We start from the raw sequence: 15,197 nt of genomic DNA, 5'->3' as shown, positions 1-15,197 counted from the left end.
ATCAGTCGCGGCCGCGAAGGATCTCGCGCAGCAGGGTGGCGTCCTCCTCGGACATCGAACCGACGAACCGGCTGAGCACGGCGTCCCGGTCGGCCGCCTGCCCCAGCACCTCGTTCATGAGGGACACGGTGTGCGCCTCGCGGCTGGAGACGGCCCGGTACTGGTGGGGCCGGCTCGTGCGGCTGCGGGCCACCAGACCCTTCTTCTCGAGCCGCGAGAGCACCGTCAACACGGTGGTCACCGCCAGTTCGCGGCCTGCGGCCGCGTCGGGGCTGTCGGCCAGCTGGTCCCGCAGTCCGGTGGCCGTCAACGGCTCCGGGCTGGACCACAACAGGTCCATGATGGAACGCTCCAGGTCCCCCAGGGACGCCATGGTTCCCCCTCTACACTGATGGCGGGTGCCCGATCGGGCACCCGCGACGATGTCGTACTGGTCACTAGATTACCGTGCGACGACGGGTTGTTCTACACTCGGTAGAAGCGGAGTATTCTACGAGATGTAGAAAACAAGCGGTGCGGCACGGACGCCGCGCCGAGCTCATGATTCACCCGGTCTAGGAGCGCACGGTATGGACCCCCTCGACATCGCCCGGTGGCAGTTCGGGATCACCACCGTCTACCACTTCCTCATGGTGCCGCTGACCATCGGACTCGGCCTCAGCGTCGCCGTCATGCAGACCCTCTGGCACCGCACCGGCGCCGAGCACTACCTGCGGATGACGAAGTTCTGGGGCAAGATCTTCCTGATCAACTTCATCATGGGCGTGGCCACCGGGCTCGTGCAGGAGTTCCAGTTCGGCCTGGCGTGGAGCGAGTACAGCCGGTTCGTCGGCGACGTGTTCGGCGCACCGCTCGCCATGGAGGCGCTGCTCGCGTTCTTCGTCGAGTCCACGTTCCTCGGCCTGTGGATCTTCGGCTGGAAGCGGCTGCCTCCGCGCATCCACCTCGCGACCATCTGGTTGGCCTCCCTGGCCACGATCGGCTCCGCGTACTTCATCATCGTCGCCAACTCCTGGATGCAGCACCCCGTGGGCGTGCAGATGATCGACGGCCGCCCGCACATGACCGACGTCGTCGCCGTCCTGACCAACAACACCGCGCTCGTCGCCTTCACCCACGCCATCACGGGCGCCTTCGCCGTCGGTGGGGCCATGCTCTTCGGCGTCGGCTGGTACCACCTGTGGCGGCGGCGCAAGGACGGGATCGACACCGTCGACGCCAAGGGCTACGTCATCCCGGGCTCCGGCAAGGGCGCCGGCCGCGACGTGATCGAGCACAAGGTGTGGTTCCGCACCCTCGTGATCGGCGGCTGGATCGCCGTCGTCGCCTTCGCCGGCACGGCGATCACCGGCGACGCGCAGGGCAAGCTCATGTTCCAGCAGCAGCCGATGAAGATGGCCGCCGCCGAGGCCGCCTGCCACTCGGGCACGCAGTTCTCCGTGCTCTCCGTCGGCCAGCTCGGCTCCCGCGACTGCTCCAAGATGGTCGCCGTGTTCGAGGTGCCCGGCGTGCTCTCCTTCCTCGCCAACGGGGACTTCACCACCCCGGTCAAGGGCGTCAACGAGCTGGTGCCCGAGTACCAGCAGAAGTACGGCACCACCCTGCCCAACGATCCCAAGTACGGGGCGCGGGCCGGCCAACCGATCCAGTACGTGCCCGTCATGGAGGTCACTTACTGGGGTTTCCGCCTCATGATCACCTTCGGCGGCCTCTCCGCGCTCGCCTGTTTCATCGGCCTGATCATCACCCGCAAGGGCACCGTGCCGTTGTCCAGGCCGCTCATGGTCTCCGCGGTGCTCGGCATCCTCGCCCCGTTCGGCGCCAACTCGGCGGGCTGGATCTTCACCGAGATGGGCCGGCAGCCATTCGTCGTCGCCCCGAACCCGGACTTCAGCGGGGTGGACCAGGTGTTCATGTACACGGCCGCCGCCGTCTCGCCCGGCGTCTCCTTCGGGGAGGTGCTGTTCTCCCTGATCGTGCTGACCTCGGTGTACGCGGTCCTCGCCGTCGTCGAGGTGAGTCTGCTGGTCAAGTTCATCCGCGGCGGCGTGGCCGCGGCGATGCCGGAGCTGGCGCACGCCGGCGCCCCGGCCTCCGACGACGACGAGGGGCCGAACGCCGACCACGGCCCGGACGACGGGAAGGACAGCGATGTCCTCGCCTTCGCCTACTGACACCGTCCCGTTCCGCCACCATCCGGGAGAGTTCTGATGGACGTCCTGCCCACCGTCTGGTTCGTGCTCATCGCGGTCCTGTGGACCGGTTACCTGTTCCTCGAGGGCTTCGACCTCGGCGTCGGCCTGCTGATGAAGCTCTTCGCCCGCGACGAGCGGGAGCGCCGGGTGCTGCTGAACACCATCGGCCCCGTCTGGGACGGCAACGAGGTGTGGCTCATCACCGCCGGCGGCGCCACGTTCGCGGCGTTCCCGATGTGGTACGCCTCGCTGTTCTCCGCGCTCTACATCCCGCTCGTCGTCGTCCTGCTCGGCCTGATCTTCCGGGCCGTGGCCATCGAGTACCGCGGCAAGCGGACCTCCCTGCGGTGGCGCACGGGCTGGGACTGGGCCCTGGCCGGCGGCTCCCTGATCGCCGCAGCCGGGGTCGGCGCGATGCTGGCGCTGACGACGACGGGCCTGCCGCTGAACGCCAACGGCGACCGGGTCGGCGGGCCGTTCGCCTGGTTCACCGGCTACGCCGTGCTCGGGGCTCTCGCCGTCGTGGGGTTCTGCCTCGTGCACGCGCTCGCGTTCATCGCCTTGAAGACGGACGGTCCGGTCCGCCACCGGGCGCGGCGTCTGCTCGTGCGGGTGCTGCCGGTGGGGCTGCTGCCGATCACCGCGTGGGTGCTCGTCGTGCAGGCGCGCAGCGGGTCCCTGCTGACCTGGCTGCCGATCATCGTCGCGGTCGCCGGGGCGGTCATCGCCTGGATCCAGGCGCGCCGGGACCGGGAGGGGCGGGCCTTCGCCGGCCTCGCGGTGTTCCTGCTCGGCGGCGTCGCGGCGATCTTCTCCGCCGCGTATCCGGTGGTGCTGCCGTCGTCGCTGAACGCCGCGTGGGACCTGACCGTCGCGAACGCCTCGTCCTCGGCCTACACGCTCGGGGTGATGACGGTGGTCGCCGCCTTCGGGGTGCCGCTCGTGCTGGTCTACCAGGGTTGGACCTACTGGGTGTTCCGCAAGCGCGTGACCGGTGAGCACATCCCCGAGGCGCACGACTTCGAGCCCGTCGCCGCCGCCGACCGTGCCGGCCGCTGAGCCCACGGCCGACAGCACGGCCGCAGCCGGCACCGGCCCGGCCGGATCCGCTCCCGCCGGGTCGACCGACGCCGGCGTGATCGAGGCGGAGGCGACCGGGTCCGGGTCCGGTCCGGCCGGGGCGTCGCGTCGTATCATCCGGCTCGGCCGGTTCCGTCGGGGCGGGCGCCCCCGCAACGGATCCCGCCGGACCGTGACGCCGCCGTGGGCGGGCGTCGCCCCGCGGGCGCTCTACCTGCTCGGCCTGACCGCCGCGCTCAAGGCGGCGGGGCTCGTCGCCGTCGCCCAGGCGATCGCGACGGGCGTCGCAGGCCTGGCTGCGGGCCGGGCGCCGGGAGCGGCCACCCTCGCCATCGGCGTCCTCGGCGCTGTGCTGCAGGCCGCCGCCCACTGGGGCAGCCAGGTCGCCGCCCGGCGGGCGGCGCTGGGGGAGAAGGAACGGCTCCGCGCCCGGTTGACCCGGCGCGCCGTCGACGGCGCCGGCCGGGACCTGCCCGGTGGGGGCGCCGGGTCCGTGGCCGTGCTCGCCACCCGCGGGCTGGACGACCTGGACAGCTACTACACGCAGTACCTGCCGGCCCTCGTCGGCTGCGCGGTCGTGCCGCTGCTCGTCGGTCTGCAGATCCTCGCCGCGGACTGGGTGAGTGCGCTCATCGTCGTGCTCACGGTGCCGCTGGTGCCGGTGTTCATGATTCTCATCGGGCTCGAGACGCGCGACGCCGTCGACGCTGCGGCGGGCTCCCTGTCCCGGCTCTCGGACCACCTCGTCGAGCTCGCCCGGGGCCTGCCCGTGCTCGTGGGCCTGGGCCGTGCCGGCGCCCAGCTGCGGGCGCTGCGGCGGCTGTCGGAGGACTACCGGTCCCGCACGATGCAGACGCTCAAGGTCGCCTTCCTCTCCTCGCTGGCCCTCGAGCTGATCGCCACCATCTCCGTCGCCCTCGTGGCCGTGTTCATCGGCGTCCGGCTGATCGCCGGCCAGATGGAGCTGCAGTGGGGACTGCTCGCCCTCGTGCTCGCCCCCGAGTGCTACCTGCCGCTGCGCCAGCTCGGCGCCGCCTACCACGCCAGCGACGACGGTCTGGCCGCCCGCACGCGCGCGCAGCAGTTGATCGACGCGCCGCCCATGCGGCGGCTGGTCGACTCCCCGGCGGAGCACGGCACTGCGACCACGCTCCCCGACGTCGTCGTCGAGGACCTGGCCATCACCTACCGCGGCCGGACCCGGCCCGCCGTCTCGGGGCTGAGCCTGACCGCCCCGGCCGGGACGATCACGGCGCTCGCCGGGCCGAGCGGCTGCGGCAAGTCCTCGGTGCTCGGCGTGCTCGCCGGCACCCTCGGCGACCACCCGGCGGTCGCGTCGGTGGCCGGCAGGGTACGCGGCATCGACGCGACCCGGGTCGCCTGGCTGTCCCAGCACCCCGTCACGACCGAGCCGACCGTGGCGGCCGAGGTGCGCGCGTGGGCCGGTGGCGTCACGGCCGGTGCTTCCGGTGACGACGGCGCCGACGACGACGGCGCCGCCGAGGACCGCGCGCTGGACGACGTCCTCGACCTCGAGACCGACACCGACTCCCTGGCCCGGCGGCTGCTGGACCGGGTCGGTCTGGCCGACCAGGCCGACGCCGAACCGGGCCGGCTCAGCCCCGGCCAGCTGCGCCGGCTCGGGCTCGCCCGGGTGCTGGCGCGCGTCGAGGCCGGTGCGACCGTCGTGCTGCTCGACGAGCCGACCGCGCACCTCGACACCGCCACCGCGCGGCTGATGGGCGACGTCATCGACTCGCTGCGCGGCCGGGCCACGGTGCTGCTCGTCGCACACAGCCGAGCAACTCTCGCCCTCGCCGACACGGTGATCAGCCTGCCTGCGGGATCCGCCGGGATCGACCCGGCCGACGAGTCGCCGAGGGAGGCGACAAACGTCGCGGAGCACGGTGGCGAGGCGCTCGCGCTCGCGCACGAGGCCGCGCCGTCGCTGCGGGTCGACGTCGTCACCCCGGCCCTGCCGGAGGGCACCGCGACGGCCCGCCACGGCAGCATCGCGGACGGGCGGCGGGCGGCGCCCAGCGACGACGCCGCCGACTCCACGGGCGCCGCGCCCGCACTCGTGGCGGGTCGAGCCGAGGAAGGCGGGCCGGACAGTGCCGCGCGGCGGTCCGCCAGCTGGCGCGCGCTCCGGCTGGCCCTGAACCCGCTGCGCCCCCGCTTCCTCCTCGCCGTCCTCGTCGGCACCCTGTCGACCCTGTTCGCCGTGTCCCTGACGGCGCTGTCGGGGTGGCTGATCGTGCGCGCGAGCACCCAGCCGCCGATCCTCTACCTGCTCGCCGCGATGGTCGGCGTCCGCTTCTTCGGCATCGGCCGATCGGTGCTGCGCTACCTGGAGCGGCTGTGGCTGCACGACGCGATCTTCGCCTCGCTCACCGACCTGCGCACCACGGTGTGGCGGGCCCTCGGCCGCCGTGCCGGCTCGCTCCGGGTGCTCGCCCGCGGGGAGGTGGCGGTGTCCCGGCTGATCGGCGACGTCGACCAGCTGCGCGACCTCGCGCCGCGGGTGATGCTGCCGCCGGTCGTGGCCGTCGCGACGTCGATCGCCGTGCTGATCGCCACCGGCCTGCTGGCGCCCCCGCTGCTCGGCGTGCAGATCGCGGCGCTTGCCGTCGTGCTGCTGGTGGCACCCGTCGTCGCGCTCCTGGCGGACCGCCGGGCGGTGGTCGCCGAACAGCGCATCCGCGGCGGCGTCCTGCGCCGGACGGCCGCCCTGATCCTGGCCGCGCCGGACCTCCGGGCCAACGGCATGGCCGCCCCGTTCCTCGCCCGGCTCGGCGCGGACGACCGGCGCGCCACGGACGCCGCGCGCCGTGCGACCGGGGCCCAGGGGGCCGCGGGCGCGGTGATCGTGCTCGCGCTGCTGCTTTCCGCGGTGACGATGACGGCGATCAGCGCGGGCCCGGTGATCGCCGGCGCGCTCGACCCCGAGGCCGTCGCCGTCATCGTCCTGACGCAGCTTGCCCTGGTGGACCCCTTCATCGACACCGTGACCGCGGTGCAGCAGATCCCGGCGCTGCGCGCGGCCGTCGACCGGTTCGCGGACCTGACCGGCCCCGAACCGGTCACCCCGCGCACCCGGCTCGAGGACGAGCGGGAGTCCGGCTCCGTGGACGCCGACCCGCTCGCCGCGGCGGACCTCGCCGAGGCGGTGTTCGCGTGGCCGTCCCCGCCGGACTCGAACGCGGACCCAGCAGGCGCCGTCTCGTTCGCCGTCGGACCGGTGGGCGCACAGCTGCCGGTGCCGGGCGGCGCCGGCGGGTGGCTCGTCGTCACGGGACCCTCCGGCTCGGGCAAGAGCACGCTGCTCTCCGGTGTGCTCGGCTTCCTGCCGTTCTCCGGCGGTCGGTACCTGCTGGACGGCGACCCGGTCGAGAGCGCGCCCGCGAGTACGGCGGGCCGCCAGCGTCTGACCCGCATCGCCTGGTGTCCGCAGGATGCCCACCTGTTCGACTCGAGCCTGCGAGCCAATCTGCTGCTCGCCCGGCCCCGGGACGAGGCGCCCACCGAGGACGAGCTGCGCCGTGCCCTGTCCGCCGTCGGGTTGCGGGAGCTGCTGGCCGACCTGCCCGACGGACTGGACACCCGGATCGGGGCGTCGGGCAGCGCGCTCTCGGGTGGTCAGCGGATGCGGGTGGCGATCGCCCGGACGCTGCTCGCGCCGGGGGAGCTGGTGCTGCTGGACGAGCCGACGGCCCACCTGGACACCGCCACCGCGGAGGCGCTGATGGCAGACCTGCGCCGGGGCCTGTGGAACCGGATGGTCGTCCTCGTCACGCACGACCCGACGCAGATCCTGCCCGGCGACGCCGTCATCGACCTGCCGGACCCGAACCGTCGAGGGGATCGGTCATCCTGAGCGGCTATCGGCGCCCGCGGTAGACCGCCATGCCTTCTCCGGTGAGCATGCCGATGGATGGAGGTGCCGCCGTTGTCTCTCCTCTCATCCTTCTTGCTCTTGCTCCTCCGGCTCCTCCGGGTAGCCAGACGGATCGTAGGCGGGGTCCGAGAAGTGCCGCAGAACGATGGCGAAGATCATCAAGGAAATTCCAGCAAAGAGCGTCGCTTGGAACACGAGGTGCACGTTCGTGACAGCGTCGACGCCAATGCCCGCAACCATGAGGAAAACGCTGAGACCAGCGAGGGCGGCCGATTGCCGCCGTCGCCTACGGGTGTGCCGTGAGGCGCTAGTGTCATCTGACGATCCGTCGGGGACTGGGCGCCGGGACACAGTCATGAACGATCAGCGGCTGTACCGGGCTGAGTGCCGCGCTCGACGAGCTGGTCGGCGATCGCCCGCGCGTCGAGCACTGACCGAGGGAGCCGGTCAAGCCTGGTCACGACCAGGACGTCACCGCAGCGGCTTGCGGCGAGGGTGGTCTCGAGGCCGGGGCGGGCACGGTTGATGGCGGTGAGCCCGTGGTCGACGTGGATGCGCTCGGCGTCGACGCCGAGTGCGATGAGCTGCTCGCGTTGGGCGGTGACGTCGTGGCCGGCGGTCGAGACGCGGGCGGATCCGATTTTCACGGCCTCAGTGTTGCAGAATGGGCCCCTTCATCGAGCAAATCATCGGGCGGGTCTATCGTGCACCGTCGATCCCGGCGACGGCGCGGCCAGGCGGGGGAGCGGGGGAGTGTGCGATAGGCGTTCGTCTAACGGACACCAGCGCGGTCGGCATTCCAGGCGGGGCTCAGGGAAAGCGGCGGTTCCTCGGCCTCGGGTCCCGCAGCCCGCGTGCGGTTAGTGGTCCGATTCTCCAAGTACGTGGATCGGGTTGGCGTGGGTGACGTGGTCGAGGGCGAGTTGGAGTAGGGCGCGGACGTGGGCGTCGTGGAGTTCGTAGTGGGCCTCGCGACCCACGCGGTGCACCCTCACGACGTGGTGCGCCCGTAGAAGCCGGAGGGCGTGGGACACGGCAGATTCGCTGGATCCGACGGTAGCGGCCAGGTCGCGGACCCGCATCCGCTCGTTCAGCAGTGCGGTGAGGATTCGGACCCGCGCGGGGTCGCCGAGCAGCGAGAACACGTCAGCGACCTGCAGGACGCTCTCCTCGGCCGGTATCTCTACCCTGATGTGCTGCCCGTCGTCTCCGTCAGGTTCCTGTGGGGCTCCCATGGAGTGTCACTCTAGCTAGACCGGCAGCTGACGCTCGTCGGTGAAGGTGACCGGTTCGCACTGGATGGTGGCGTGGTGGATGCCGTGTTCGTCGAGCACGGCATGGGTTGCCTGGAGGACCGTGGCGAAGTCGGCGCCGGCGGCGATGCGGACGTGGCCGGTCGCGTTCTCGATGCCCGAGGTGAGTGTCCAGACGTGCAGATCATGCACGCTGTCCACGCCCGGTAGGGCTTCGATCTGGGAGGTCAGCTTCGGCACGTTCACGTGGGCGGGAGCCACCTCGAGCAGGATCCGCAGGGCCTGGCGGGTGAGGATGAAGGTGCGGGGGAGGATGAACAGGCCGATGCCGACGCCGATGATGGGATCGGCGTAGGGCCACCCGGTGGTCCACAGAATGATCGCGGCGACGATCACACCGACCGATCCGAGCATGTCGCCCATCACCTCGAGCATCGCCCCGCGTAGGTTCAGACTGTTGCGGGCTCCAGATCGCAGCAGCAGGAAGCTGACCACATTGACGGCCAGGCCGATGACCGCGGTGATGAGCAGCGGCGGCCCGGGTACCGACGGAGGGTCGCTGATCCGGCGCACGGCCTCGACGATCACGTAGCCGGCCACTCCGAACAACAGGATCCCGTTGGCCAGGGCTGCCAGCACCTCCAGCCGATACAAGCCGTAGGTGCGCTGGGCGGTTGCGGGGCGGCGAGCCAGCAGGATGGCGGCAGTCGCCATGCCCAGGCCGAGGACGTCGGTTCCCATGTGTCCGGCGTCGGAGATCAGGGCCAGCGAGTTGGTCGTGAAACCAACCACAAACTCCACGACCATGAACCCGCCGGTGAGGCACAGGGCCGCGATCAGAGCCCGCAGATGGCGTCCGCTCGCACTTCCACCCGTGCTCGGTCCGTGCTGATGCCCCGCGCCCATCTCCCACCTCGCTTATTCATATGAACAGGTATTCAGATGTTAGCCTAAGTGCAACACCGGGAACACACCGTCCTTGAGGGCGGCGAAGTGGGCCGTGACTGGTCGACGCTCGCGTCCCGCGTCGATGCAGGAAGCAGAGCGGCCCTGCCGGCGTGGAGGCCGCCCGTGTGCTTGTTGACCACTTCGACGGAACGGAATCATGACCGACAAGACCTCCCGATCCTTCCGCCGGTGCAACGATTCGATGGTGGGCCGGCGGTGAGCAGGCGCGGACGGGTACCCTCGCCGTACCAGCGGAACGCCTTCGCTCCCGGGGCCGTCGCAGCTGCGGCACTCTTCCTCGCCCCAGTTCTGACCGGAGCGGGCTGGGGTCCGGTCGTGTTGTTCCTGACCGCGATCCTGGCGGTGATTGTCGGCTGGTTCGCGGTGCAGGCCAAGCATTGGTGGTGGGTGCCGGTGTTCACGCTGATCGCCGTGGTGTGGAACCCGGTCCTCCCGCTTTCCTTCGCCGGTCCGGTCTGGGGTGCCGCTCAGCCCGCCGCGGCGGTCGTCTTCCTCGTTGCCGGTGTGACGATCAGGGTGCGGCGATCGTGACCGGCAATGCGACGATCCTTCCGCCGCCGACACCAGAAAATTTGGTGGCGTTCTGGCCCGTCGGTGTGTCCGTGGTCGCGCCGATCGCCGTGGTGCTCGCCGTGTTGTACCTGCTCGGTGCGGTGGCGCTCTGGCGGCGGGGACGTCGCTGGTCGGCATTGCGCACGATCTCGTTCCTGCTCGGCTGCGGGATCCTGTTTCTCACCGGAAGTCTGGGGCTGAACCAGTACGCAGAGTGGCTCGTCGGAGCGCTCGTGTTCCAGCAGATCACCCTGATGACCGTCGTGCCGCCCTTACTCATCGTCGGTTCGCCGGGCCGGCTCATCCTCCGGGCGACACCGCACCGGGGGATCGGTCGTGTGGCGTTGCGCGTCGCACACGGTGGGCTGCGCTCCCGCGTGGCCAGCGCGGTCCTGCACCCGGCCGTCGCCATCATGGTCGCGGCCGCGCTCTACCTCGGGCTCTATCTCACCGACCTCGTTAGCGTGGCGATCGCCCTGCCGGCGGGGCACGAGCTGCTGCTGATGACCTTCCTCGTCGGCGGAATCGTCGCCGCCGTGCCGCTCTGGTCCTCCGACCCGCTACCGAGGGCCCCGTCCTACGCGGCCCGGCTGGCCGACGTAGGCGTCGAACTCCAGATCCACGCCATCTTCGGCCTGGTCCTGCTACGCACGCCCTCACTACTTTTCTCAGCGTTCTCCAGCCCGCCCCCATCATGGTCGGTCGACCCCCTCTTCGACCAGGCAGTCGCAGGCACCCTGGCGTGGACCTACGCCGAACTGCCCTTGTTCGTCATCCTGATCGTGACCCTCGCCCGGTGGGGCAGGCGGGACGCGAAACTCGCCGCCCGCCACCAACCACGGCACGAAGCCGACCTGGAGGAGTACAACGCCTACCTCGCCTCCCTCGAGAGACGAGGCTCGTCGTCTGCCGGCGACGAGTAGGGCCAGCGCGGTCGATAGCGGTCCCGGCCGTGCCGAGGTACTTGCCGTGGTCGACATCCTGCCCGACGCGTCACACGGGTGGCCGAGGCGGCATGCATAACCTTGACGTGGTCTGGCAGCGGACGCCTCAGGTCGTTGCGGCCGCTGCCGGCACGTCGAGGACCGTGGAAGGGTCCGCTAAACGTTCGTTTAACGAGACATTGCGAGCGTCAATCGATAATGCGCGCCGCGGAGAGAACGCCATAGTCGAACCAATAAGGTGGCATGACCGTCGTCATGCAAGACGATAACCTCACCATGACGGGGCCTCAACCCCTGATCGGGCCAACAGCTTCTTCCGAAAGGCACCAGTCGTTATGAACGCCACTCGAACCGCCGATCGTAGAATCGGAAGTTCCTTGCTAGGGGCGACGGCGCTCGTCCTGGTCCTTACCGCATGTACCCCGACTCAGGACCAAGCTGCGCCGGACACAAGGACCGCCGCCGCCACCGGTGCTGGCCCCTCGTCATCACCGACCCGCAGCACCGACGCCGTCTGCGCCCCCTTAGCTGAGCAGTTGGAATACCTGAACTTTTTCCCTTCCCTGCTTTCTCCCACGGACACAACCGGTGCGAAATCTCTAGACACGGCCTTCCATGCATTGCAGGCCAAGGCACCTAACGACCTCAAGCCCCGCCTGAAAGGGCTGGATCAGGTTATGGACGCTGCCATCAAAGATCCGAGCAAGTACAATGAGTCCGCATACATCGATGCGAAAATCAAAGTTGAGGACTGGGGTCAGAAATACTGCTCTTGACTTCCCCTTCGAAAGGTGAAGGGGTGGTTGAAAACGCCGGCTTCTGACCATGAGGCCGGCGAGACGGTCGAGGAACGGGGCACCTACGTGATGGTGACCGACTGCGCCGAGTCGATATGAGTCCGCGCCGGTCGGTCGTCGGGGACGGCGACGGCCCCGGCGGCCGGTAGGGGCGCACTGCCCGACCTTCGCTAGTGAGGGTTTGACTGGCGGTTAGCGGGCGAGGACGGCGTCCAGGGCGGCCGTCAGGTCGGCGGGCCCGGTCAGCTCCAGCTTCTTGCCGTCCAGGAAGAACGTCGGGGTTCCGGTTGCGCCGAGGTACTTGCCGTCGTTGACGTCCTGCTCGACGCGTTCCCCGGTAGCCGGGGCGGCGACCGCCCGGTCGTAATCCTCCATGTTCAGGCCCAGATCCTCGGCGAAGGCGCGGAACTGGCCGGGGTCCGGGACCTGTTGTTCTCCCCACTGCTTCTGGGTCTTGAAGAGCTGGCGGTACATGGACTCGAACTGTCCCTGTTGGGCGGCGGCCTCGGCGGCGAGGGCAGCGTTCATCGCGTTGACGTGTCCGGGTAGCGGGAAATAGCGGACGACGTAGTTGACCTTGCCGGCGTATTTGCCGCGCAGCTGTTCGACGAGCGGGTAGAACGCGCCACAGGCCTCGCACTCGAAGTCTAGGAACTCGACCAGAGTCGGAGCGTCAGGACCGGCGTCATCGAGGACATGAGAGTTGGAGCGCGCGGCGGGCAGGGCGCCGACGGTCTGACTGGGATCAGGTGCGGTGGGCCGATCCGGTCGAAAGGCGACGGTGAGGGCTGCTATCACCAGCACGATGACGACGGCACCGGTGATGTAGGTCGCGCGGGCAAAGGTCTTCACGGGGCGGGCTCCTGGTCGGGCGAGGGGTCGGTCAGACGGGTGTGAGTTGCGGCTGGGGTGCCGGCGTCGCGGCCAGGTGGCGCAGAGCGGTTGGGCGGCGGGCGGCGCGGAGGCCGTTGAGGATGACGACGACTTCGGCGACTTCGTGCACGAGGACCACGCCGGCGAGTCCGAGCACGCCGAACAGGGCGAGGGGGAACAAGACGATCACGATCGCCAGGGCGAGGCCGATGTTCGTCGTCATGATGCGCCGCCTGCGTCGCGCGTGGGCGAGGGTGCCGGGCAGGAGGCGGAGGTCGTGGCCGGTGAAGGTGACGTCGGCGGACTCGATCGCGGCGGCGGAGCCCTTCAATCCCATGGCGATTCCGACCGTCGCGGTGGCGAGGGCTGGTGCGTCGTTGATGCCGTCGCCGACCATCGCGGTGGGCCCTCCCTCGACGAGCGAGGCGACGGCGCGGGCTTTGTCCGCCGGAAGATGCTCCGCCCGCACGTCAGTGATACCCGCGTCCCGAGCGAGAGCCTGGGCAGTGCGGGTGTTGTCACCGGTCAGCATCGTCGTGTCGATTCCCTGGGCGTGAAGCAGGTGCACCGCTTCTGCTGACTCGGGGCGTAGTTCATCGCGGACGCCGATCAGACCCACGAGCTGACCGTCGGACTCGACGACGACCACGGTCATGCCCTGGGCCGCCATCTCCTCCGCGGCGGGTCGCAGGTGCCCGGGCGCGAGCCACCGGGTGTTGCCGATACGGATCTGGTGCTCACCCACCCGGCCGGTGATGCCGAGGCCCGCCTCCTCGACCACCTCGGTTGCGGGCTCGGCCCCCGGCGCGGCCGCAATCAGAGCAGCGGCCATCGGATGGGTGCTAGTGGCCTCCACGGCGCCGGCCCAGCTGAGCAGTTCGTCGCGGGAGACCCCGGGGACGGTCTTCACGTCGACCACGGCTGGTTCGTTGCGGGTCAGGGTGCCGGTCTTGTCCAGGGCGACGGTACGGATGGTGCCGAGTCGCTCGAACGCCTCTCCGGACTTGATCACCACCCCGAACTTCGATGCCGAGCCGATCGCGCTGATCACCGTCACCGGCACCGCGATCGCCATCGCACAGGGGGACGCGGCGACGAGGACGACGAGGGCGCGTTCCGCCCAGGTCCACGGATCGCCGACCAGGACGCCAAACAGGGCCACCAGCGCCGCGGCGACGAGCACGGCCGGGACGAGGGGTCGGGCGATGCGGTCGGCCAGGCGCGCCCGCTCACCCTTCTGGGCGTGGGCCTGCTCGACCAGGGCGACGATCTGCGTCAGCGAGTTGTCGCGACCGTCCGCGGTCGCCTCGATCCGCACCGTCGCCGATCCGTTCACGGATCCTGCGGCGACGTGGTCCCCGGGGCCGACGTGGACCGGGATCGACTCGCCGGTTATCGCGGACGTGTCCAGGTTCGTCCGGCCACCGATGACCAGGCCGTCCGTGGCGACCCGTTCCCCGGCGCCGACCACGAGAACGTCCCGTTCGCGCACATCAGGGGCGGGGATCGTGGCGTCGCCGTCGGGACGGGACACGCGCACCGTGCCGGGGATCAGGGCGAGCAGGGCCCGTAACCCTTCCTTCGCCCGATCCATCGCCCGGTCCTCGAGCTCCTCGGCGAGCGAGAACAAGAACGCCAGGGCCGCGGCCTCACCGACATGGCCAAGCAGCACCGCGCCGATCGCGGCAATCGTCATCAGCAGGCCGACGCCCAAGCGCCCCCGCCGCAGGCGGCGAATCGCCCCCGGTACGAAGGTGGAAGCGCCGGCCACCAGTGCCACCCCCTGCAGCACCACGGCAGGAACTGGGAGCCCTGCCCACGTGATGCCGTACCCGGAGAGCAGGAAGACACCGGAAGCCAGCGAGCGGACCAACGCACGATCGCACCACCACGAGGGGCGGTCCTCGCTGCGCTCGGACTTGGTCGCCGATCGAGCCGGGTCGGCGCCGCAGCAGGCGTCGCCTTCGTCACGATGCCGCACGGACGCCGCGGATCCGGGTGCCGACTCGGGGTCACCGGACGTGCAGCAGGCAGCACCGCCTGCCGGACGTCCGAGCAGAGTCGGACGGGGGATGGACGTAGTCGCGCGCTGTTCGTCGGGATCGCAGCACTCGTCGCTCACAGCGTTCCGCCCGGCTCGGCCCCGGTGCCGCAGCACAGCGGAATGTCGCAGTGTTCATCGGGGCAAGGACCGCCGTCGTCGTAGGCCAGCACCGTGTCCAGGAGGAGGGAGATCGCCCGGGTCAGATGGGGGTCGGCGATCTCGTACCGGGTCTGCCTGCCTTCCGGTGTCGCCACCACGATTCCGCATCCCCGCAGACACGACAGATGGTTCGAGACATTCGTGCGCGTCAGATGCAGTGCCTCGGACAACCGTGCCGGGTAGCCCGGGCCGGACAGCAGTTCCAGAAGAATCCGGGAACGGGTGGGATCGGCCATCGCCCGGCCGAGACGGTTCATGACACCGAGGCGAGACGCCATGGTCAGCATGGCCCTAACTATACAGCGGACACTGACCTGTTCGGGGTCCGGGCGCTGATTCTGCGGCGTGAGGCCGGGAACGCGGCGAGTTCATGGCGTCGAGAGCGATGACGCAACGGCAACTTCCGTATTCACCCGATCTAATGGCTTGCCTT

The 15,197-nt window shown here is 70.2% G+C and carries 14 protein-coding genes; 6 read left to right on the top strand and 8 right to left on the bottom strand.

Annotation, left to right across the window (positions count from 1 at the left end; all coding sequences use genetic code 11):
- Position 1 precedes the first annotated feature (1 nt).
- Positions 2 to 373 carry a BlaI/MecI/CopY family transcriptional regulator gene (locus V6N00_RS10320; RefSeq protein WP_334232084.1) on the bottom strand — a complete coding sequence of 124 codons (372 nt, stop codon included), beginning with the start codon at positions 371 to 373 and terminating at the stop codon, positions 2 to 4.
- 196 nt (positions 374 to 569) lie between these two features.
- On the opposite strand from V6N00_RS10320, the gene V6N00_RS10315 reads away from it, so the two are divergent.
- Genes V6N00_RS10315 through cydD form a run of 3 tightly spaced genes read left to right on the top strand, consistent with a single transcriptional unit; the run spans position 570 to position 7,152 of the window.
- A complete protein-coding gene (locus V6N00_RS10315) occupies positions 570 to 2,174 on the top strand; it encodes a cytochrome ubiquinol oxidase subunit I (protein ID WP_334232081.1) in 1,605 nt (534 codons plus the stop codon).
- Positions 2,175 to 2,210: 36 nt separating this feature from the next.
- Entirely contained in the window at positions 2,211 to 3,254 is a 1,044-nt protein-coding gene (cydB, locus tag V6N00_RS10310; protein ID WP_334232080.1) for a cytochrome d ubiquinol oxidase subunit II, read from the top strand.
- Entirely contained in the window at positions 3,241 to 7,152 is a 3,912-nt protein-coding gene (gene cydD / locus V6N00_RS10305) for a thiol reductant ABC exporter subunit CydD (protein ID WP_334232078.1), read from the top strand. Before cydB ends, cydD begins: the two co-directional genes overlap by 14 nt.
- An 84-nt stretch (positions 7,153 to 7,236) precedes the next feature.
- Here the strand turns inward: cydD and V6N00_RS10300 are convergent, their stop codons facing one another.
- From V6N00_RS10300 to V6N00_RS10285, 4 genes are all read right to left on the bottom strand, one after another.
- On the bottom strand, positions 7,237 to 7,413 hold the full coding sequence (locus tag V6N00_RS10300; RefSeq protein WP_334232076.1) for a hypothetical protein: 177 nt from the start codon (positions 7,411 to 7,413) through the stop codon (positions 7,237 to 7,239).
- A gap of 113 nt (positions 7,414 to 7,526) precedes the next feature.
- Complete coding sequence (locus V6N00_RS10295; RefSeq protein WP_334232075.1) at positions 7,527 to 7,820, bottom strand: recombinase family protein; 294 nt, start codon at positions 7,818 to 7,820, stop codon at positions 7,527 to 7,529.
- A gap of 213 nt (positions 7,821 to 8,033) precedes the next feature.
- Positions 8,034 to 8,408 carry an ArsR/SmtB family transcription factor gene (locus tag V6N00_RS10290; protein ID WP_076695455.1) on the bottom strand — a complete coding sequence of 125 codons (375 nt, stop codon included), beginning with the start codon at positions 8,406 to 8,408 and terminating at the stop codon, positions 8,034 to 8,036.
- A gap of 15 nt (positions 8,409 to 8,423) precedes the next feature.
- Positions 8,424 to 9,332: a cation diffusion facilitator family transporter gene (locus V6N00_RS10285; RefSeq protein WP_076695457.1), complete on the bottom strand. Its 909-nt coding sequence runs from the start codon at positions 9,330 to 9,332 to the stop codon at positions 8,424 to 8,426.
- 48 nt (positions 9,333 to 9,380) lie between these two features.
- Between V6N00_RS10285 and V6N00_RS17260 the strand changes: the two genes are divergently transcribed.
- The 3 genes from V6N00_RS17260 to V6N00_RS10270 all read left to right on the top strand — a co-directional run bounded on the left by V6N00_RS17260 (position 9,381) and on the right by V6N00_RS10270 (position 11,667).
- Positions 9,381 to 9,926, top strand: a complete 546-nt coding sequence (locus V6N00_RS17260) for a DUF6804 family protein (RefSeq protein WP_465193109.1) — start codon at positions 9,381 to 9,383, stop codon at positions 9,924 to 9,926.
- Positions 9,923 to 10,870: a cytochrome c oxidase assembly protein gene (locus V6N00_RS10275; protein ID WP_334232073.1), complete on the top strand. Its 948-nt coding sequence runs from the start codon at positions 9,923 to 9,925 to the stop codon at positions 10,868 to 10,870. Before V6N00_RS17260 ends, V6N00_RS10275 begins: the two co-directional genes overlap by 4 nt.
- Positions 10,871 to 11,427: 557 nt before the next feature.
- Positions 11,428 to 11,667, top strand: a complete 240-nt coding sequence (locus V6N00_RS10270; protein WP_143588396.1) for a hypothetical protein — start codon at positions 11,428 to 11,430, stop codon at positions 11,665 to 11,667.
- 213 nt (positions 11,668 to 11,880) lie between these two features.
- Here V6N00_RS10270 and V6N00_RS10265 read toward each other — a convergent pair whose 3' ends face one another.
- From V6N00_RS10265 to cmtR, 3 genes are all read right to left on the bottom strand, one after another.
- Complete coding sequence (locus tag V6N00_RS10265; RefSeq protein ID WP_334232067.1) at positions 11,881 to 12,540, bottom strand: DsbA family protein; 660 nt, start codon at positions 12,538 to 12,540, stop codon at positions 11,881 to 11,883.
- 31 nt (positions 12,541 to 12,571) lie between these two features.
- Positions 12,572 to 14,257, bottom strand: a complete 1,686-nt coding sequence (locus tag V6N00_RS10260; protein WP_416385067.1) for a heavy metal translocating P-type ATPase — start codon at positions 14,255 to 14,257, stop codon at positions 12,572 to 12,574.
- A 422-nt stretch (positions 14,258 to 14,679) separates the two neighbouring features.
- On the bottom strand, positions 14,680 to 15,051 hold the full coding sequence (cmtR, locus tag V6N00_RS10255) for a Cd(II)/Pb(II)-sensing metalloregulatory transcriptional regulator CmtR (RefSeq protein WP_076695463.1): 372 nt from the start codon (positions 15,049 to 15,051) through the stop codon (positions 14,680 to 14,682).
- Positions 15,052 to 15,197 lie beyond the last annotated feature (146 nt).

The organism is Tersicoccus mangrovi, from assembly GCF_036881825.1.
GTDB lineage: Bacteria > Actinomycetota > Actinomycetes > Actinomycetales > Micrococcaceae > Tersicoccus > Tersicoccus mangrovi.
The sequence above is the reverse complement of the archived record's forward strand: the minus strand, read 5'-3'. Positions and strand labels throughout refer to the sequence as shown.

What these genes read in the sequence shown, in the direction of transcription:
- V6N00_RS10260 (WP_416385067.1), bottom strand. Translation starts at nt 14,257, where the DNA reads ATGACGATTGCCGCGATCGGCGCGGTGCTGCTTGGCCATGTCGGTGAG.
- V6N00_RS10290 (WP_076695455.1), bottom strand. Translation starts at nt 8,408, where the DNA reads ATGGGAGCCCCACAGGAACCTGACGGAGACGACGGGCAGCACATCAGG.
- V6N00_RS10285 (WP_076695457.1), bottom strand. Translation starts at nt 9,332, where the DNA reads ATGGGCGCGGGGCATCAGCACGGACCGAGCACGGGTGGAAGTGCGAGC.
- cydB (WP_334232080.1), top strand. Translation starts at nt 2,211, where the DNA reads ATGGACGTCCTGCCCACCGTCTGGTTCGTGCTCATCGCGGTCCTGTGG.
- cmtR (WP_076695463.1), bottom strand. Translation starts at nt 15,051, where the DNA reads ATGCTGACCATGGCGTCTCGCCTCGGTGTCATGAACCGTCTCGGCCGG.
- V6N00_RS10320 (WP_334232084.1), bottom strand. Translation starts at nt 373, where the DNA reads ATGGCGTCCCTGGGGGACCTGGAGCGTTCCATCATGGACCTGTTGTGG.
- V6N00_RS10300 (WP_334232076.1), bottom strand. Translation starts at nt 7,413, where the DNA reads ATGGTTGCGGGCATTGGCGTCGACGCTGTCACGAACGTGCACCTCGTG.
- V6N00_RS10315 (WP_334232081.1), top strand. Translation starts at nt 570, where the DNA reads ATGGACCCCCTCGACATCGCCCGGTGGCAGTTCGGGATCACCACCGTC.